The 18,832-nt window shown below is 43.1% G+C and carries 16 protein-coding genes; 1 reads left to right on the top strand and 15 read right to left on the bottom strand.

Going from position 1 to position 18,832, the window contains the following annotated elements; genetic code table 11:
• The first annotated feature begins 393 nt into the window (after window positions 1-393).
• Window positions 394-1,575, top strand: a complete 1,182-nt coding sequence (locus GT508_RS08065; RefSeq protein ID WP_118224506.1) for an MFS transporter — start codon at window positions 394-396, stop codon at window positions 1,573-1,575.
• A gap of 81 nt (window positions 1,576-1,656) precedes the next feature.
• Here GT508_RS08065 and radA read toward each other — a convergent pair whose 3' ends face one another.
• The 15 genes from radA to GT508_RS07995 form a co-directional block, all read right to left on the bottom strand.
• Window positions 1,657-3,024, bottom strand: coding sequence for a DNA repair protein RadA (gene radA / locus GT508_RS08060; RefSeq protein WP_028086927.1), 1,368 nt, complete (start codon window positions 3,022-3,024; stop codon window positions 1,657-1,659).
• Complete coding sequence (locus GT508_RS08055) at window positions 3,024-3,437, bottom strand: hypothetical protein (protein WP_028086926.1); 414 nt, start codon at window positions 3,435-3,437, stop codon at window positions 3,024-3,026. Before GT508_RS08055 ends, radA begins: the two co-directional genes overlap by 1 nt.
• Window positions 3,438-3,493: 56 nt before the next feature.
• Window positions 3,494-5,929, bottom strand: a complete 2,436-nt coding sequence (locus GT508_RS08050) for an ATP-dependent Clp protease ATP-binding subunit (protein WP_161143981.1) — start codon at window positions 5,927-5,929, stop codon at window positions 3,494-3,496.
• 20 nt (window positions 5,930-5,949) lie between these two features.
• Window positions 5,950-6,321: a GntR family transcriptional regulator gene (locus GT508_RS08045; RefSeq protein ID WP_055284684.1), complete on the bottom strand. Its 372-nt coding sequence runs from the start codon at window positions 6,319-6,321 to the stop codon at window positions 5,950-5,952.
• 112 nt (window positions 6,322-6,433) lie between these two features.
• The gene (gene purD, locus GT508_RS08040; protein WP_117598438.1) at window positions 6,434-7,708 is read right to left on the bottom strand and encodes a phosphoribosylamine--glycine ligase; all 1,275 of its coding nucleotides are present in this window, start codon (window positions 7,706-7,708) and stop codon (window positions 6,434-6,436) included.
• Between the two features lie 21 nt (window positions 7,709-7,729).
• Complete coding sequence (gene purN, locus GT508_RS08035; protein ID WP_161143980.1) at window positions 7,730-8,356, bottom strand: phosphoribosylglycinamide formyltransferase; 627 nt, start codon at window positions 8,354-8,356, stop codon at window positions 7,730-7,732.
• Window positions 8,350-9,375: a phosphoribosylformylglycinamidine cyclo-ligase gene (gene purM / locus GT508_RS08030; protein WP_117598437.1), complete on the bottom strand. Its 1,026-nt coding sequence runs from the start codon at window positions 9,373-9,375 to the stop codon at window positions 8,350-8,352. Before purM ends, purN begins: the two co-directional genes overlap by 7 nt.
• 50 nt (window positions 9,376-9,425) lie before the next feature.
• Window positions 9,426-9,938 carry a 5-(carboxyamino)imidazole ribonucleotide mutase gene (purE, locus tag GT508_RS08025; RefSeq protein ID WP_028086920.1) on the bottom strand — a complete coding sequence of 171 codons (513 nt, stop codon included), beginning with the start codon at window positions 9,936-9,938 and terminating at the stop codon, window positions 9,426-9,428.
• A gap of 42 nt (window positions 9,939-9,980) precedes the next feature.
• A complete protein-coding gene (locus tag GT508_RS08020; RefSeq protein WP_161143979.1) occupies window positions 9,981-12,023 on the bottom strand; it encodes an aminopeptidase in 2,043 nt (680 codons plus the stop codon).
• Between the two features lies 1 nt (window position 12,024).
• On the bottom strand, window positions 12,025-12,417 hold the full coding sequence (locus GT508_RS08015; RefSeq protein ID WP_055284675.1) for a DUF6142 family protein: 393 nt from the start codon (window positions 12,415-12,417) through the stop codon (window positions 12,025-12,027).
• Complete coding sequence (locus GT508_RS08010) at window positions 12,386-12,865, bottom strand: VanZ family protein (RefSeq protein WP_028086917.1); 480 nt, start codon at window positions 12,863-12,865, stop codon at window positions 12,386-12,388. Before GT508_RS08010 ends, GT508_RS08015 begins: the two co-directional genes overlap by 32 nt.
• A gap of 30 nt (window positions 12,866-12,895) precedes the next feature.
• Complete coding sequence (locus GT508_RS14430; RefSeq protein ID WP_006427999.1) at window positions 12,896-13,048, bottom strand: hypothetical protein; 153 nt, start codon at window positions 13,046-13,048, stop codon at window positions 12,896-12,898.
• Window positions 13,049-13,066: 18 nt separating this feature from the next.
• Entirely contained in the window at window positions 13,067-13,747 is a 681-nt protein-coding gene (pyrE, locus tag GT508_RS08005; protein ID WP_028086915.1) for an orotate phosphoribosyltransferase, read from the bottom strand.
• A 131-nt stretch (window positions 13,748-13,878) separates the two neighbouring features.
• Window positions 13,879-16,074, bottom strand: a complete 2,196-nt coding sequence (locus tag GT508_RS08000; protein ID WP_161143978.1) for a YhgE/Pip domain-containing protein — start codon at window positions 16,072-16,074, stop codon at window positions 13,879-13,881.
• Window positions 16,071-18,623 carry a YhgE/Pip domain-containing protein gene (locus GT508_RS07995; RefSeq protein WP_161143977.1) on the bottom strand — a complete coding sequence of 851 codons (2,553 nt, stop codon included), beginning with the start codon at window positions 18,621-18,623 and terminating at the stop codon, window positions 16,071-16,073. Before GT508_RS07995 ends, GT508_RS08000 begins: the two co-directional genes overlap by 4 nt.
• Between the last annotated feature and the right edge of the window lie 209 nt (window positions 18,624-18,832).

Raw genomic sequence — 18,832 nt, 5'->3', positions numbered from 1 at the left:
CTCAAACATTCGTTTGTCTCAAGCGACAGCTTATTAAGAATATCACAAACAGTTGTGTTTGTCAACTGTTATTTTATTCTTTTTTTCAGGAACAATTCCCGAAGATTTCTGATTATGATCCGGCATTCTCTGCTTTTCCGTAATCAGTTCCCGCCGTCTTCTGCTCGACTCTGTTACCTCACGGCCTTGTCTAACGCGACAGCTAGATTAATATACCACAAGGGGGTTTGAATTGTCAACGTTGTTTTTATATTTTCTTCAATTTAGACAATTCAGATAATTTCATTCTTTTCCCCTGCTTATTTCTATATAAATTGCCTGTTTCCCTTTCTTGACACCGTCTATCTTTTCTTTTATGATTCTTCTTATATAAAAAGAAGGAGTTACTATTATATGTTTCACTTATTACTTGCCGTAATCTATCTTGCATTCATCAGCCTCGGACTTCCGGATGCACTTTTGGGCTCCGCATGGCCCTCCATGTATCCGGTCTTTCATGTACCCGTTTCTTACGCAGGAATCATTTCCATGATCATAGCCGCCGGTACCGTTATATCCAGTCTGCAAAATGACAGACTTACCAAAAAACTTGGTACAGGTAAAATCACTGCCATCAGTGTAGCTACTACTGCTGTTGCTTTGATTGGATTCTCTGTCAGCCATTCATTTATTGCATTGTGTCTGTGGGCAGTTCCTTACGGACTTGGCGGTGGAAGTGTTGATGCAGCACTCAATAATTATGTTGCACTTCATTACGAAAGCCGGCATATGAGCTGGCTGCACTGTATGTGGGGTGTCGGTGCCTCTATTGGACCTTATATTATGGGATATGCTTTATCTAATAAGCAGGGGTGGTCTATGGGATACCGCTACATTTCCATTTTCCAGATTGGACTTACTGCTATTTTAATCATAAGTCTTCCTCTTTGGAAGCAATTTCAGAACAAAGGAAACACCGGACAACCTGATTCCAGTTCCGTCTGCACTTTGCCGGCCCTGACTTTAAAGCAGATTTTTCAGATTCCAGGCGCCAGAGAAATTCTTTTTGCTTTCTTCTGTTACTCTGCAATCGAACAGACATCCTCTCTCTGGGCCAGTAGTTATCTCGTTCTGCACCTGGGTTATTCTTCAGAGAAAGCAGCTGGATTCGCAAGTCTCTTCTTTATTGGAATTACTGTAGGCAGAGGTATCAGCGGTTTCATTACTTTTAAGCTAAATGACTCACAGATGATCCATCTTGGTGAAGGGATCATACTTATCGGTGTCCTCGCCATGATTTTTCCTTTTGGAAAAACAATTGCTTTAACCGGACTTATCCTCATCGGACTTGGATGTGCACCGATTTACCCATCCATTATTCACTCAACCCCCGCACATTTTGGTGCGGACAAATCTCAGTCGATTATTGGAGTACAGATGGCGTTTGCCTATATTGGAACTTGTCTGATGCCTCCATTTTTTGGCATTATTGCAAGATCCATAGGTATTACACTCTTTCCGATTTATCTGGGAGTCTTTTTATGCATCATGTTCTTTATGTATGAAACAGTTATCAAAAAAACTCATATAGTATAGTTTTCTCATACCACATAACAATAAATAAAAAAGAACCAGTGGGGACACTAAAAAAGCCACAAAACTCCGTCCCCACTGGTTCTAAATATAATTCATTGCCTGATTCACGCTACTGACCCCGATCACTTCGATTCCGTCCACTTTCCCAATGGACTTCAATGTAACCGATGGCACAATACAAGTCTTAAATCCTAGTTTTTTAGCTTCTGCAACTCTCTGCTCGGGCATAGATACAGCCCTTACTTCCCCGCTTAATCCAACTTCTCCGAATACGATCGTATCTTCTGCGATTGGTTTATTCTTATAACTGGAAGCAATAGCCATTACAATGCCCAGATCAGCTGCCGGTTCATTCATACGAATCCCGCCGGCAATATTGACATAAGCATCGTAATTGGATAACGGAAGCCCCATCCTCTTTTCCAAAACTGCCATCAGCAGGTTAACACGGTTATAATCCAATCCTGCCGCAGTTCTTCTCGGCATTCCGAAATTACTCCTGCAGATCAGTGCCTGAATCTCCATCAGCATCGGTCTTGTGCCTTCCATCGCACATGCCACCACAGATCCGGCTGCATTCTCCGGCTTTCCACTCAACATGAATTCCGAAGGATTCTCTACCTCGCATAGTCCCTCTCTGCGCATCTCGAATACGCCGATCTCATTTGTTGATCCAAAACGATTCTTCACTCCTCGGAGTATCCGGTATGATGCATGCCTGTCGCCTTCAAAATAAAGTACTGTATCCACCATATGTTCCAGTACTCTCGGGCCTGCAACCGTTCCTTCCTTTGTCACATGTCCCACGATAAAAGTCGAGATATTCAGCCCCTTTGCCAGCTGCATCAGTACATTTGTTGATTCCCGCACCTGGGATACGCTTCCCGGTGCAGATGACACTTCTTCATTATACATTGTCTGAATCGAATCAATCACAGCAACATCCGGTGTTTCTTTCTCAATCACACTTTGAATTGCTGCCAGATTCGTCTCACATAATAAAAAGAGACTATCCGCGAATTCTCCCATTCGATTTGCACGCAATTTAATCTGCTTCAATGATTCCTCTCCGGAAATATAAAGCACCTTCTTCTGCCTGGCTGCCAGCTTCTGGCACACCTGAAGCAGCAGTGTTGATTTTCCGATTCCGGGATCCCCACCTACTAATACGAGGGAACCTTGTACGATTCCCCCGCCTAATACTCTGTCTAATTCTTTTATTCCAGTTTTTGTTCGTTCTTCATCTGTCGTTGATACACTGGATAAAGTCACAATCTGACTCTTTTTCTTTGCCACACTGCTGCCTCTGGATACACCGGCTGCCGGAGTACTCACCTTTTCCTCCACAAATGTATTCCACTCTTTGCACATTGGGCACTGCCCCAGCCACTTGCTTTCTTCATGTCCGCAATTCTGACAGAAATATATACTTTTCTTTATTTTTGCCATTATTTTCTTACGACTTTAATTCCAATCTCTTTTCCTGGATCTGCTTCTGCACTTACGCTGAGTTTTCCACTTAAGTTTGTTGTCATGTCTCCGATATTCACATCATCCATGTATACAACATACTCTGCATCCGCTTCCATTCCAAGTGTAAACTGAAAATCTGTCTCTCCACATACTTTAAACGAAACTACGTTCTCTGTTGCCTTGAAATTCTCTACTGCAGTTCCCGGTACGGATTCGTATACAAACATTCCGTTCTTTTCTAATTTTGTAATCTCTTTGAACGTCTTAACTTTGTAGATATCCCCCTGAAATTCGAATCCGTCTAACTTAGTTTTGCTGTCTAATGTATAATCTCCAAAACTAAGTGTACCGTCTGTTTCAGCTCTTAAAAGCTCTTTCACTGCTGCCATTTTCTTGTCCTCCTAAGGTTCTTCTTTCGTTCATTCTATTATATAATAAAATATTTTTAATTTGTAGTCTTTGCCGTAAATTTAATTTCTTTTTTAGAGATTCCAACAACAACTTTCATATTTCTTCCGATTTCCCCACTTAAAATTGCCTCGGCAAGTTTATCCTCTAACTGATTCTGTACAGCGCGTCTGAGTGGTCTTGCCCCATACTTCTTATCCATACCAGTCTCTACAATATGCTTTTTCACAGAATCACGAATCGTAAGATCGATTCCAAGCTGATCTTTTGCACGTTTGATCAGTTCTCTGCACATCAATCCCACAATCTTCTGCATCTGCTCAACTGTCAGTGGATGGAATACCAAAATTTCATCAATACGGTTCAAAAATTCCGGACGGAAGATAAACTTGACCTCATTCATAACGTTATTCTTCATCCGCTTATAATCTCCTGCGGCATCTTCTTTTGTATTAAAGCCCAGCTTTTTCGGATCGATGATTGACTGTGCTCCGGCATTAGATGTCATAATGATCACAGTATTCGAAAAATCCACCTTTCTTCCCTGTGAATCTGTAATGTGCCCGTCATCTAACACCTGCAAAAAGATATTAAACACATCCGGATGTGCTTTTTCTATCTCATCAAGCAAGATGACGGAATATGGATGTCTTCTCACCTGTTCGCTAAGCTGTCCGCCGTCATCGTGTCCGACATATCCCGGAGGCGAACCAATCAGCTTTGCCACACTATGCTTTTCCATATATTCAGACATATCTACACGGATCATAGAATTCTCCTCTCCAAAGAGGGCTTCCGCAAGAGCTTTGGATAATTCTGTCTTTCCGACTCCTGTTGGCCCCAGGAATAAGAACGAACCGATCGGACGCTTTGGATCTTTCAGTCCGACCCTTCCGCGCTTGATAGATTTTGCTACTGCTGTTACCGCTTCATCCTGCCCGACCACACGCTTATGAAGTGTCTGTTCAAGCTTATTTAACCTTGTGCTTTCTGACTCAGCCAGACGACTTACCGGAATCTTCGTCCACTGTGATACGACCTCTGCAATATCTTCTTCCGTTACTTCCAGATACTTTGCATCATTCTTCTTATGAATACGTTTCTTGATTTGTTCTGATTTCTCTTCTGCATCCTTTAATTCTTTATGAAGCATGGATGCCTCAATGATATTGCCGCTTTGAATTGCTTCTTCCAGTTCCTTTGCAAGTTCCGTCTGTGCCTTTTCCAGTTTATATACATTTTCCGGTACTTTAAATCCACGCAAGCTTACTTTTGAGCATGCTTCATCCACAACATCAATCGCCTTATCCGGAAGAAAACGGTCATTGATATAGCGGTTGGAATAGCTGACTGCTGCCTCCAGCGCTTCTTCTCTTATCTTTACTTTATGATGTTTTTCATATCTGGAGCGCAGACCTTTCAGTATCTCCAGACACTGATTTTTATCTGGTTCTTCTACCGTGATTGGCTGGAATCTTCTTTCCAGTGCCGCATCTTTTTCAATATATTTGCGGTATTCCACGATCGTTGTGGCACCGATCAGCTGCAGTTCTCCTCTTGCAAGGGACGGCTTCAGAATATTAGACGCATCCATCGCTCCTTCTGCACCACCCGCACCAATGATCGTATGCACTTCATCCAGAAACAGAATGATATTACCTGCCGCCTTCACCTCCTGAATCAGACGTTTCATACGTTCTTCGAATTCTCCGCGGTATTTTGATCCGGCGATCATACTTGCCAAATCCATGGTATAGATACGTTTTCCCCTGATTCCTTCCGGCACGATGCCTTCTGCAATCTGTGTTGCAAGCCCTTCGATGACTGCTGTCTTACCAACGCCCGGTTCCCCGACCAGACAGGGATTGTTCTTTGTGCGTCTGCTTAAGACCTGCATCAGCCGTCCGATTTCTTCTTCTCTTCCGATGACCGGATCGAGCTTTCCTTCTTCTGCTTCTGCTGTCAGATCGGTACCATACTGATCCAATACTCCGTTCTTTCTCCCCTCTTCCGGTCCATATTCTTCCTGATACATCTTCGGATCGATCCCGACAGTTTCAAATATTTCCTGATAGATCTTCTGAAGATTCGCACCTAACGTAGTCAGGATCTTTGCAGCAACACAATCCATATCACGGATAAGTGCCGTCAGCATATGTTCTGTTCCAATCTCTTCTGAGCGGAACTGTTCTGCCTCTGTCTTACTGTCTTCCAGAATATATTCCAGTCTCGGACTGTATTCTGGTCTCTTTCTGTCTGGCATCTCACCTGCAGGAGAGATCAGTTCGGACATCACTTTCTGTATATTTTCTTCATCTACCCCGTTCATTCCCAGAACCTGCGCCGCTACGCCGGTATAGACCTTTCTGAGTCCCAGAAGCAGATGTTCTGTTCCTACATAAGGGTGTGCCATCTCCTTCGCACTTTTTTCTGCAATCTTCAGCACTTCCTTAGCCTGCCTTGTATAATCCATGCCTTTTTGTTCCTTTCTGCCTATCTTCTATACTCGTCAAATATCTCATCCACCAATGCATGCACATCTTCTCTTCCAATATTCTTGCAGCATCCTTTTGCAAGTAATATCGCAAGCTTTTCCCTGAGTTTTAACATTGCCTGTGCCTTGTCCGCATCAATGGCGACTACGGCTCCTCTTCTCCTGTCCAACTGGATGAACCCTTCCTGCCGTAAGATCGAATACGCTTTATTCACCGTATGCATATTAATTCCCACAGTATCCGCCAGCTGTCTGACAGACGGTAAGGTATCTCCCTCCCGAATCATGTCTGTTGCAATCCCCATGATAATCTGATTCTGCAGTTGTACATAGATTGCCTCGCTGCTGTTAAAATCAATTTCTATCAACATCTCATCACCTGTTATCTGTCTTTTTCTTTTGTTATATGGATACTATAACACAATTAAAAAGAGCTTACAACCTAAATCGTAAGCTCTTCTTTTCATACTCTTTTCGTACTTTTTATGCTTCGTCAATCGCTTTACCAATATCATGACGCATATATTTATTATCGAATTTTACCCATTCGGTTGCCGCATAGGCATTAGCTCTTGCTTCTTTTAAGTCTTTTCCCTTTGCTGTCACACCAAGTACACGTCCGCCGTTGGTCACAATCTGATCACCGTTGAATTTCGTACCTGCATGGAAGCAGTAATAGCCTTCGTGCCTGTCAAATTCCTCCAGTCCGCTGATTGGAAGTCCTTTGTCATATTTCACCGGATATCCGTCACTTGCCAGAACAACACATACTGCAGCATTGTCTTCAAACTGCAGATCGATCTGATCCAGCGTACCATCAATACAAGCTTCTACTACATCAATGATATCATTTTTCATTCTCGGAAGAACCACCTGTGCTTCAGGATCTCCGAATCTGGCATTGTATTCCAGAACCTTCGGTCCGTCCGCTGTCAGCATCAGTCCGAAAAAGATTACACCTTTGAACGGTCTTCCTTCTGCCTTCATAGCATCAACGGTTGCCTGATATACATATTTCTTACAGAAGTCATCTACTTCTTCTGTATAGAACGGACTTGGTGAAAATGTTCCCATTCCTCCTGTATTCAGACCTGTATCTCCATCACCTGCTCGCTTATGATCCTGTGCGGAAGTCATTGTTTTGATTGTATTTCCATCTACAAATGACAGTACTGAGACTTCTCTTCCTGTCATAAATTCTTCTATAACCATCTCATTACCGGCTGTACCGAATTTCTTATCCAGCATGATCGTCTTCACGCCTTCTTCAGCCTCTTCCAGATTCTTACAGATCAGCACGCCTTTTCCAAGTGCCAGTCCGTCTGCTTTTAATACGATTGGGAATCTGGCCTCCGTCTTCAGATATTCAACTGCCTTATCCGGATCTGTAAAATTCTCATAAGCTGCAGTCGGAATGTTATATTTCTTCATAAGATCCTTGGAAAATGCTTTTGATCCCTCAAGGATCGCTGCATTCTTTTTAGGTCCGAAAGTACGGATACCTGCGGCTTCCAGTTCATCCACCAGACCGCCAACCAGTGGATCATCCATTCCAACAATAACCAGATCAATCTCTTTTTCTTTTGCAAATGCTACGATCTTGTCAAATTCCATGGCTCCGATCGGTTCACACTCTGCAAATTCTGCAATTCCCGCATTTCCCGGAGTACAGTAAATCTTGTCTACTTTATCGCTTTTTGCAACGCTGTATGCGATTGCATGTTCTCTTCCGCCACTTCCAACGATTAATACTTTCATCTTACACTGCTCCTTTATCCTCTATGACTCGATCGTCACACGATGTCCTTCTACTTTAACTTTACCGTTTGCGATCAGATCAATGGCTCTTGGCAGAATTCTCCATTCTGCCTGCTCCATTACACGTCTCTGCAGAACTTCCGGGGTATCTTCCTGTTCCACTTCAACTGCTTTCTGCAAAATGATCGGACCGGTATCGGTTCCTTCATCTACAAAATGTACCGTTGCACCAACCACCTTCACTCCGCGTTCCAGTGCTTTTTCATGCACCTTCAATCCATAAAATCCTGTTCCGCAAAATGCCGGGATCAGGGACGGATGAATGTTGATCATACGGTTTCTGTATTTTGCGATCATCTCTGCCGGAATCACTACCAGAAATCCGGCCAGAACGATCAGATCTGGCTGCATGACATCCACAGCCTTCATAAATTCCTGATTGAAAATCTCACGGCTTTCATAATCTTTTGGAGATATACACTGATTCGGAATCCCATGTTTTTCAGCACGCTCCAGTGCATATGCATTCTTATTATTACTGATGACGCCGGCAATCTTTGTGTTTGTAATCTCGCCGGAATCTACTGCATCTATGATTGCCTGCAGATTTGTTCCGCCACCGGATACCAGAACTACGACATTTAACATAATGTCACTCCTTTTTCACCGTCTTCGATATGACCGATCACATATGGAGTATCTCCGGTCGCTTTGATTGCTTCTATTGTCTTATCTACATCAGCAGGATCAACCGCAACGATCATACCAATACCCATATTATAAGTATTGTACATTGCATGCTCGTCTACATTTCCCTCTTTTGCAAGCTTTGTGAAAATTGGCGGAACCGGATAACTGTCTTTTTCTACAACGGCTTTTACTCCGTCTTTTAACATTCTTGGAATGTTCTCATAGAATCCGCCTCCTGTGATATGGCTGCAGGCTTTCACTTTCACTCCTGCGTTCTTTATGCTCTTTAATGCTTTGACATAGATTCTTGTCGGAGCAAGCAGTGCTTCTCCGAGTGTAGTTCCCAGATCATCATAATATGTATCCAACGATTCTTTTGTCATCTCGAATACTTTACGTACCAGTGAGAATCCATTGCTGTGCACACCTGAAGATGCCATACCGATCAGTACATCTCCTGCTTTTAAGTCTTCTCCTGTAATCATATCTTTTTTATCACATACACCAACTGCAAATCCTGCAAGATCGTATTCATCTTCCGGCATAAGTCCCGGATGTTCTGCTGTCTCTCCGCCGATCAGGGCTGCTTCTGACTGCAGGCATCCTTCTGCCACACCTTTTACGATAGACGCGATCTTCTCCGGATAATTTTTTCCACATGCAATATAGTCTAAGAAGAATAACGGCTCGCCGCCTGCACATGCAATATCATTCACACACATAGCTACTGCATCGATTCCAATGGTATCGTGCTTATCCATGATCATGGCAAGTTTGACCTTTGTTCCACATCCGTCTGTTCCTGATAACAGCACCGGTTCTTCCATTTCTTTGATCTTCGCAAGAGAAAATGCTCCCGAGAATCCTCCGAGTCCTCCAAGAACTTCCGGACGCAAGGTCTTCTTTACATGCTCTTTCATAAGTTCTACTGACTTGTAACCCGCTTCAATATCCACACCAGCTTTTTTGTAATCCATAATCCGATCTCCTTTTGTACCTGTTATTTATTTTTGTACTTTTATATCTATTATTTTGATGCCAGATATGCCTCATATCCGATAGAATCAAGCTTTGCTGCTTTGGCTTTGACTGCCTCTTTCTGTTCTTCTGTATAAGCTTTCAGTTTCTTCAGAAGTTCTTCATCTGAAGCCGCAAGAATCTTTGCTGCAAGAATTGCTGCATTCTTTGCGCCATCGATCGCAACGGTTGCAACCGGAACTCCCGGCGGCATCTGCATGATTGAAAACACTGCATCCATTCCATCCAGATTCTTTCCTGAAAGAGGTACACCAATAACCGGAAGGGCAAATAATGCTGCACACATTCCCGGAAGGGCTGCTGCCATTCCTGCACCGGCGATCATAACCTTTATTCCGCGGCTTTCTGCTCCTCTGGTCCATTCAATCAGTTCATCTGGTTCACGATGTGCTGAGATGATCGTCATCTCATACTCGATTCCTAACTCTTCCAGCATTACTGCAGCCTTACTCATAACTTTAAGATCTGAGTCACTGCCCATGATAATTCCTACTTTTGGCATAATTTTCATCCTTTCTTATAAGTTTGACAAATAAATCATACCCTATTTATTAGAATTTTTCAATGGTTCATTTAAAATCTCTGTACCGGGAAGTACAAATTTTCCATTTTCCAGTAACACAATCTCTTTTTTATCCTTTGTAACAACCGTAATACTTCCAAGTTCTTCATATGGAATGGTAATATCTGTATGGCAGTGGAAATATGCTTTTGATACATCTTCTTTTCTGCGGATCGATACCGAATTGTCTCTTGCAATAATCTCTTTTCCGTTCGGATTATAGACTTTGATATCCTCGCACCAACTGTAACATGTATCTCCCACCGCAAAATGCGGTCCCATCTTCTCTGCGATCAGGATCGGCATCTTATCCTCGATTCCATACTTCCTGGCAGTTATATATGCAGTTGTATTCGTTCCGATCGCAAATTCACCAAGCGGCAGCGTCGGATGTTTGTATAATACATTATCGTGAATATACGCTTTATTTTCCAGATCGCGATCAAAGTTCGCACAGTTATACTCTGATACCATGCCATTTGAGAATGTGATCTCCAGATCACGATACTGCAGTTCATTCAGATACACTTTGCTGACATGTAAGACTCCGTTCGTTCCTTCCAGAACAGGAGAAGTAAAGACTTCCCCGACCGGAATATTCACATCTGCCACACAGTTCTCAAAGATTGTTTCTTTTGCCGGGTCATTCAACGGATGTAACTGCACATTCAGATCTGTACGATTCCCATTCGTCCCGAGAATATGCACGTATTCTCCCTGATCCAATGCATCAATCAGTGTCTGCTGTACTTTTTCATATACTTTTGCATCCAGTGTGTTTATACGGATAATCTCATCGAAAATCTCTTCATACTTCTCTCCGATCTCCGGCACCGGATAGGCAATGATCGTAAAGCTGCGCTCTTCTCCTTTGATATACCTGTTCACCATCTGGCTCTGACGGCTGTCATACTGCAGGATCATCTCTTCCTGACTCTCCGAAAGCTTTGCCACAGTCTCTTTTGCCACCGGTTCGAATGGTTCTTCACCAAACATGTCAATGCATGCCGGTCCTGCAACCCCGGCTGCCTCTTTCTTATAATGTTCATATGTTGTCTGCATCACTTCCAGTTTGCGCTCCAGGTACTTCTTATCCATGAAGATTGCCTGATCATCTTTATGATCGTATTCATACTGCTTATTTGCCACTGCTCCGCAGTATCCGATCTTGTAATGTTGTCTCTTTGTCAACACACTGACCGCTGCACGATAGATGACCGGTTTTAATCCCATTTTTTCAAAGTTCTCTATCGCTTTCTTTACTACACGTTCAAATCCAAGAATATAACGGATATTCACTACCGATTTCTTCGAAAGATCTTTTCCGGTATTTACGAATCCGATACGGTATCCTTCCGAATAGACATCTGCCATCTTCTGGATAGTCTCTTCCGGGAGACGGTTCAGATGCTCTGCTGTCTTCCATTCGTTTTCGCTGATATACTCTCCAAACTGATACAGATATCTGAGATCTTTAAGATCACTGTTCATGATCAGATCTGTTGCGAAGGATTCTTCCGGCAGGATCTGTTCTCTGATACGATCCGCAAGGAATACATCACAATAATCACTTGCATACCAGTAAAAAATATCACGGGCTGTTTTTGCATCCGGTGTATCCTCGAACTGGTTATATATTTCAATCAATAATTCATACAAAATTGCCAGATATTCCGTCTTTCCCTCAAAAACATAAACGACTGCCCCACGAAGTTCCGCATATAACATTCCAAGAATCTGTCCTGATTCTTTTCCAAACATCTTACACGCATAATCCGGATTCGCATAACTTTCTTTATACTGCTCCGGCAAAACATCCTGATACAGCCGTCTGTTCCATGTTCTTAATTCTTCCAGCGTAAGTTTCTGATACCTTCCGTCCAGAAGTTCATCTCTCAGTTCGTCCAGCATAAGCACGAACTCTGCCATCTTCTTAAAATAATCTCTGTAAGGCTCTTTCACCGTATCTTCTGTCTGCATCAGACGGATACGGTCAAGTGCCAGTTCATATCTTTCTTCTATCATTCTACATAAGCCCCCTGACGAATAATCCAACCATAACGGCGAGAAATACCGCATTTACTGTGATTCCCACCTTGCATGTTGTATAAATCTTTTCGCGTTCTCTGAATCCTTTCATGCCAAGCCAGATTCCAATCACTGCCATCGCACAGGTTCCCAGTCCGAAAAATCCGATCAATATATTGACATTTCCTTTGTTTAAAAATGAAAAAAGAATCATCACGATCACCAGAAATGCAATCACCACTGCATAAGTACAGGAATAGACACCCCTTTTGGAGTGTCTGACTGCTTTCTGTCCATATTTCGTTTTGATCATCTTTTTCCGCTTTTTTTTACGGGCTTTCGCTACCGCTTTAATTCTATCATCTTCTGTTCTTAGTTTTTTTCCCAGCATGTCTTCTCCTTATTGCCGCACATATTGCAAATAATATATATCCGCAAATTCCACCGATGGTATTCAGTAACAGATCATCTACATCAAAGCTCCCCACCTTTGTAATAAGCTGGAAGACTTCCACGCACAGGCTCAGTACAAAGCTGTAATATGCCGTTGCAATAAAACTTCTTTGTCTGCTTCCCATCGGGAGGAAAAATCCAAACGGAATAAATATAATCACATTTCCAAATAAATTGGTGAACATTGCAAAGAATCCCACCTGCTCACGATACTGCCAGAATCTTTTGATTTCTTTAAACAGTACCAGATTATAATGGTATTCCCTCATCTCACCTGTACGTCCATACCAATCAGAGAACAGCAGGAAATATACAATAAATATTACATATAATATAAATAATATCTTTCCCAGTATCCGGATTCGTTTTCTTTTCCCTGAATCCAACGTCCTACAACCTCCTGTGTCTCTTCGGTATTAGAATAAGATTCCTTTCTTTTCTTTCAGTAAACGGGCACCGCTTATAATGGAGATCACACCTGCGGCGATTCCTACTACCGTAACTACAATTCCTACCGCAATCCCTGCTGCACCGGCTAGCCCCATTGCTTTATATGCTTTTTCATTCATATCCTGATCCCCCGTTTTCTATTTTGCTCCGTACTGTTCATAATATGCATCGATTGCTTCTTTTAATGTATCATCGATCACAACTTTCCCGTCACATTCTTTGTTATACAGGCACTCTACAACTTCTTCCATTGTTACGATCGCAGCTGTATCGAATCCATACAGATCTTTGATCTCATCCAATGCACATTTCTCGCCGCCTTTTCCTACTTCCATACGGTTCAGGGATACCATCAGACCTACGATTGTTACATCTGCGGCACCTTTTACTTTTGGTACGGTCTCTTCCATAGACTTTCCTGATGTTGTCACATCTTCGATCATGATCACACGGTCTCCGTCTTTTAACTTGCTTCCGAGAAAGCTTCCTTTATCGGCACCATGATCTTTTTCTTCTTTACGGTCAGAACAATAGCGTACTTCTTTTCCGTAAAGATCACTGTAAGCAATTGCCGTGACCACTCCAAGCGGGATTCCCTTGTATGCAGGTCCGAACAACACATCGAAATCATCTCCATAGGTATCATGGATTGCCTTCGCATAATACTGACCTAATTTTTTCAGCTGTGATCCTGTTACATAAGCTCCGGCATTCATAAAGAACGGTGATTTTCTTCCGCTCTTTAATGTAAATTCTCCAAACTTGAGCACATCGCTCTCTACCATAAATTCAATAAACTCCTGTTTATAACTTTCCATTTTGATTCCCTCCATATATTTCAGACTCTGTGCGTCTTATTTATTGCATAATAATTCCATTTAATTCTATCATAAGAAAATCAGTTTTTCAATTCACGTCAGAAAAAAAGAACAGTATATACACGTAATCATTACATAATCTTTGTCTCTTCCAGCTTTTCTGCAAATGCCTCGTTCATCCGGATTACCGGTTTGCGCAGAAGCAGTCCTAGAATCAATGACAAAAGCAGGAAGATTCCCAGCTTCCCAAGTTCCGTCCAGTATGTCATACCATACATTCCGCCAATCGTCTCCCTGAATGCCGCCATACTATGAACAAATGGCAGTAACGGATATACTGCTTTGAAAAACGCCGGTGCCACTTCAATCGGGAATGTTCCTCCGGAACCTGCCACCTGCATGACCAGAAGTACAACACTGACTGCTTTTCCGATATCTCCGAATGACACCGTCAGTGTATAAATGATATTCACATATACGATGCTCGAGAACCATCCTGCCAGCATAAACAAGAACGGATGCTTACACTGGATGCCCAGATATAACAGATCTCCCAGACAGATCAGAGTGCTCTGCAGCAGACCGACGATCATGAAGAGAAGATAACGGCCCAGGTATTCCTGATGTGGTTTTACTTTCTTCAGACCTTCGGTACATTTTGTCGAAACACCTGTCTTTAACATGGCAACCAGTACGATTCCGCCGATCCAGATCGACAAGGTGGAATAGAACGGTGCCATCGAAGAACCATAATTTTCAATCTTATAGACCTGATTCGTCTTCAGACTTACCGGTGCTGCCAGGAACTCTCCGATCACACTGGAATCCCCGGAGATCAGTTCTTCCAATTGAGAAAAGTCTCCGCCCGACTGCATCTGACGGATCTTTCCTGTTGTCTCACTGATCTTTCCGGATGCTTTATCCAACAGCTTGCAGGAATGATCCAGTGCCTTATTGATCTGTGTCAGATCTGCGGAAGCCGAAGATGACAGATCATAGACTCCGTCCACACTTGCATCCAGCTGATCCATCAGACTGCCCAGACTGCTGCTGGTATCTCCCATGGATTTGGAAAGCTTATCCAAACTGTTTTTTACATTCTTTTCATAGTCGGATTTCACATTTGCAAGACTGTCCGCACTTTCTTTTACCAGTTTATCCAGCTCTGCTTTATTCTGGATTGCTGTGCCGGATGCATCTGTCAGAGAGGATGCCGTGCTCTGTAACTGATTCTTAAGCTCTGTCTGTGTTGCGATTGTCTCACCGAGCTTCCCTGAAATGTTGCCGAGCAATGCATTCAGTTTCGTATTGCCAATTCCGCTCACTTTATCTGCCATATCATCTACCGAATTCTGCAGTGACTGATAGGCGGCTGTTACCTTTTCCACGCTGGATGCCAGAGTGTTCAATGTCGCCGCTACATCTGCCGCACTCTGTGAATTGGATGCAAATGCGGAATCAATGATCCCGGACATCTGTGAATAAAATTCCTTCCCGGAATTCAGTGCCTCATTTACGCCATCCGTTGCACCGCTGATCGTTCCTTCAATCCCATTGAATGATTTCTTCGTTGTCTTCAAGGCATCTGTTGTCTTATCCGAACGGTTCTGTGTCTCTTTCAGAAATGTGCCTGTCGTATCCAGAAGCTGCTGTGCAGATGTCGTCATTCCCGCAAAAGAACTTAATGTCGCAGATGCCACATTCAGGTCCGAACCGATCTGGTCCAGATTATTTGCCAGATTCCCTGCAATGGATTCTACTCCATTCTGATCTGCCACATTGGTAACTGCTTTGAAAGAAGTAATAACCGTATCACTGATCGTTTCAATAAATACTTCATTGACCTGTCTCTGGATCGCGCTTGCTCCTTTATCTGTAACCTTCGGTGCGATCGCATTTTCTTTTGCATTCGAATAGTATGTGATACTTGGTTTACTGATATTTTCAGAGAACAGACTCATCATATCTGTACTGAAGTTTTCCGGTATCACGATCGCCGCATAGTATTTTCCGGATTTTACTCCGGATACTGCTTTTTTCTTGCTGGTAAATACCCAGTCAAGCTGCGAATTACTGCGAAGCGATGTCAGCACCTGATCTCCCATATTCAGTTCGAGCGGAATCAGACTGCCTTCATACCCCTTATCCACGCTTGCCACCGCAACTTTTAAGTTTCCTGTATTTTTATATGGATCCCAGCTTGCTGCAATATTAAACCAGGCATAAAGGCAGGGAACAACGGTGATCCCCATAATGACGATCATAGCGATCACATTATTTTTAATCCGTTTTATATCCCTCCGGAAAATTTCCCATATATTTCTCATACGCCTTTTTCCTCCTTTATTCCCCGTATCAGATCTTCTGTTGTCATTCCTGTGGCAGCAAGCTGTTTTAACATCTTATCGTGTATATATTCTACACAGATCAGATACAGTGCAAGCGCGATCAGCGATACGATCCATAACACCAGAAATACCAGTTTGGATTCCAGGCTGAACATCAGTATCAGGAAAATGAGCGGGATAATGATCATTCCAAGGAATCCAAAGCGGATCATCTTCGGATAACGCTTCTCGAATTTTTCTGATCTTTCCAGGAATTCCTGTTTCCACTCATCATCTTCCATTAACGTCTTCATCATCATGGTCAGTTCCGGCCGTTTCCGCTCTGCTGTTTCCGTCTCTCCCAGCATCAGTTCTGTCTCTGACAGCCGCTTATCGAACAAATGATTCAGATTCATAAGCAGCGGACGAAGTACCAGACCGATGAAAATCGATATCGGGAAGAAGATTGCCAGTATTCCCAGATATTTCCAGATATTCGCTCCATACATACCGGCAATGCATTCACGCATTGCACTGATTCCATATGTGAAAGGAAGCAGCGGATGAAGTTTCTGGAAAAATGCAGGTGTCATCTCGATCGGATATGTTCCTGCCGATCCCGGGATCTGTAAAATAACCAGTACAACTCCCAGTGCTTTTCCAATATGCTTGAATGTAAGCGCCAGCGCATAGATCAGATTTACATAGATAAAGGAACAGAAGATGCCTACACATACGAATGCGACCGGGTGTACGCATTGTACTTTCAGAAGTACAATATCGCCCAGACACACGATCAGACCCTGTACCAGGCCTACCGCCATGAATAACATCCATCTGCCAAAATAAGCCTGTGATGCCGTAAATCTGTGAATCTTCCCGTCTCTATCCACTTCCTGTTTCAGAATGGATACCAGGATCAGTCCGCCTACCCACAATGCCAGATTGGTATAAAACGGTGTCATACCGGATCCATAATTTTCCACATCATACAATACTTTCGACTGAACACTTACCGGCGAAGACATAAAACCGGCAATGGAATCCGCATCAATCCCCTCCAGAGAGGTCAGTTTCTGATACATCTGTGAACTTTGCAGTGCTCCCAGATCGTCCTGAACCGAAGCCAGTGATTCATCTACCCGCTTCAGCACCTCTTTTGTCTGTCCCAGTGCCGAGGCACTGTCTTTCAAGCTGCTGTTGAGCTGATTCAGGATACTCTTCATCTGTTCAACCGTTGGTTCTACACCATCCAGTGTTGAGGCCAGGCTTCCGCTTAATGAAGCCAGACTGTCCAGTGACTGGTTCAATTGCGGCATTAATGTCTGTGCAAAATTACTGCGGTAATCCTGCAGACTTTCCTTGCTGTCTTTTGCAAGCTTTTCCAGAGATGTCCGCGTACTCTGCACTGTTGTCACTGCATTCTGAATTCCTTTATTGCCATTCTTCAATGAAGCCACCAGCCCCTGAAGGGACGCATTCTGGCTCTCCAATTCGGAAATCTTTTGTGCGATCAATGCCGAAAACTGCTGTGATAATTCTGTATTTCCCTGAATCTGTTCATTCAGCGCTTTTAACTGACTCAGTAATTCCTGATTCCTGGTAAGGAGAGTGGATGCTGTTGTCAGGCTTCCGTCTACTGCTGTCAGAGCTTGTCCTGCCTTCGTCTCGAATATGCCCAGTTTTGCCGATGCAGACACATAGGTATTATTCAGAAGCGTCTCGCCGTTCGACATACTATCCGAGAACTGTGTCGAAAATATTCCTACTGCTGTTCTTGTGTCTGAAAGTACCGTTCCGCTATCTGAAAGTGTCTGCACTCCCGATTTTGCCGATGCATTGACCTGATCCAGTGTTTTCACCGCATTCTGGATCACTTCATCTGACTTATCCACCGTTTTCTGAAAATTTTCCAGCACTTTGTTATATTCTTCCAGATTCTTCCTTGTCTCGGCAACCGCCCGGATCAGACTCGAATTTCCCTCTGTCACTCTTCCTGCGATATCTCCTACTTTTTCACTCAGCAGCTTTGAAATGGATTCTGCCGCCACCGAAGAAAAGGTGTCATTGATCTCCTGCTGGATCGTGCCTGCACCTGTATCTGTGATCTTCGGGGCGATCGCATTTTTCTTTTCATTAATATAATAATCCAGCTCCGGCTGTTTGATATCTCCCGATAAAATGCTCAGAAGCGATTCGCTGAAATTATCCGGTATCACGATCGCCGCATAATATTTTCCGGATCTTACTCCCTTTTTTGCTTCTTTTGCATCTACAAACTTCCAGCCAAGCTGGTCATTTTTCTTCAGATTGTCTACAATATTTTGTCCTGCGTCCAGTGACATCTGCTCACTGTCGGCACCTTTATCCTCATTGGCAATCGCTACCTGAATTCCTTTGGTATTCCCGTACGGGTCCATATTGGCAGCGATATTAAACCATGCATAAAGAGACGGCAGTACACTGATTCCAACCAGGATCAGTACCGCCGCACGGTTACGGAATAACCGGCCGAGATCTCTTTTGAAAATCTGAAATGATTTCTTCATCCACACATCCTCCTTTGGTATCGTCATATACATATCAGTATAACAAAAACATTTCTGAAAATCTACTCAAAAAACTGACTGCCAGTCATGTTTTTATTATAGCATTTGCCATACAGGCACCCGTATTTTTACCGTTCACGGTTTTTCTTATATTTTCCTTACATATTTCCAAGAAAAAAGAGACATTGCCGATAGCAGTGTCTCTTTAT

Source organism: Dorea sp. BIOML-A1, from assembly GCF_009875615.1.
Lineage (GTDB): Bacteria > Bacillota > Clostridia > Lachnospirales > Lachnospiraceae > Dorea_A > Dorea_A amylophila.
This window is presented reverse-complemented; position numbering and strand designations above follow the sequence as displayed.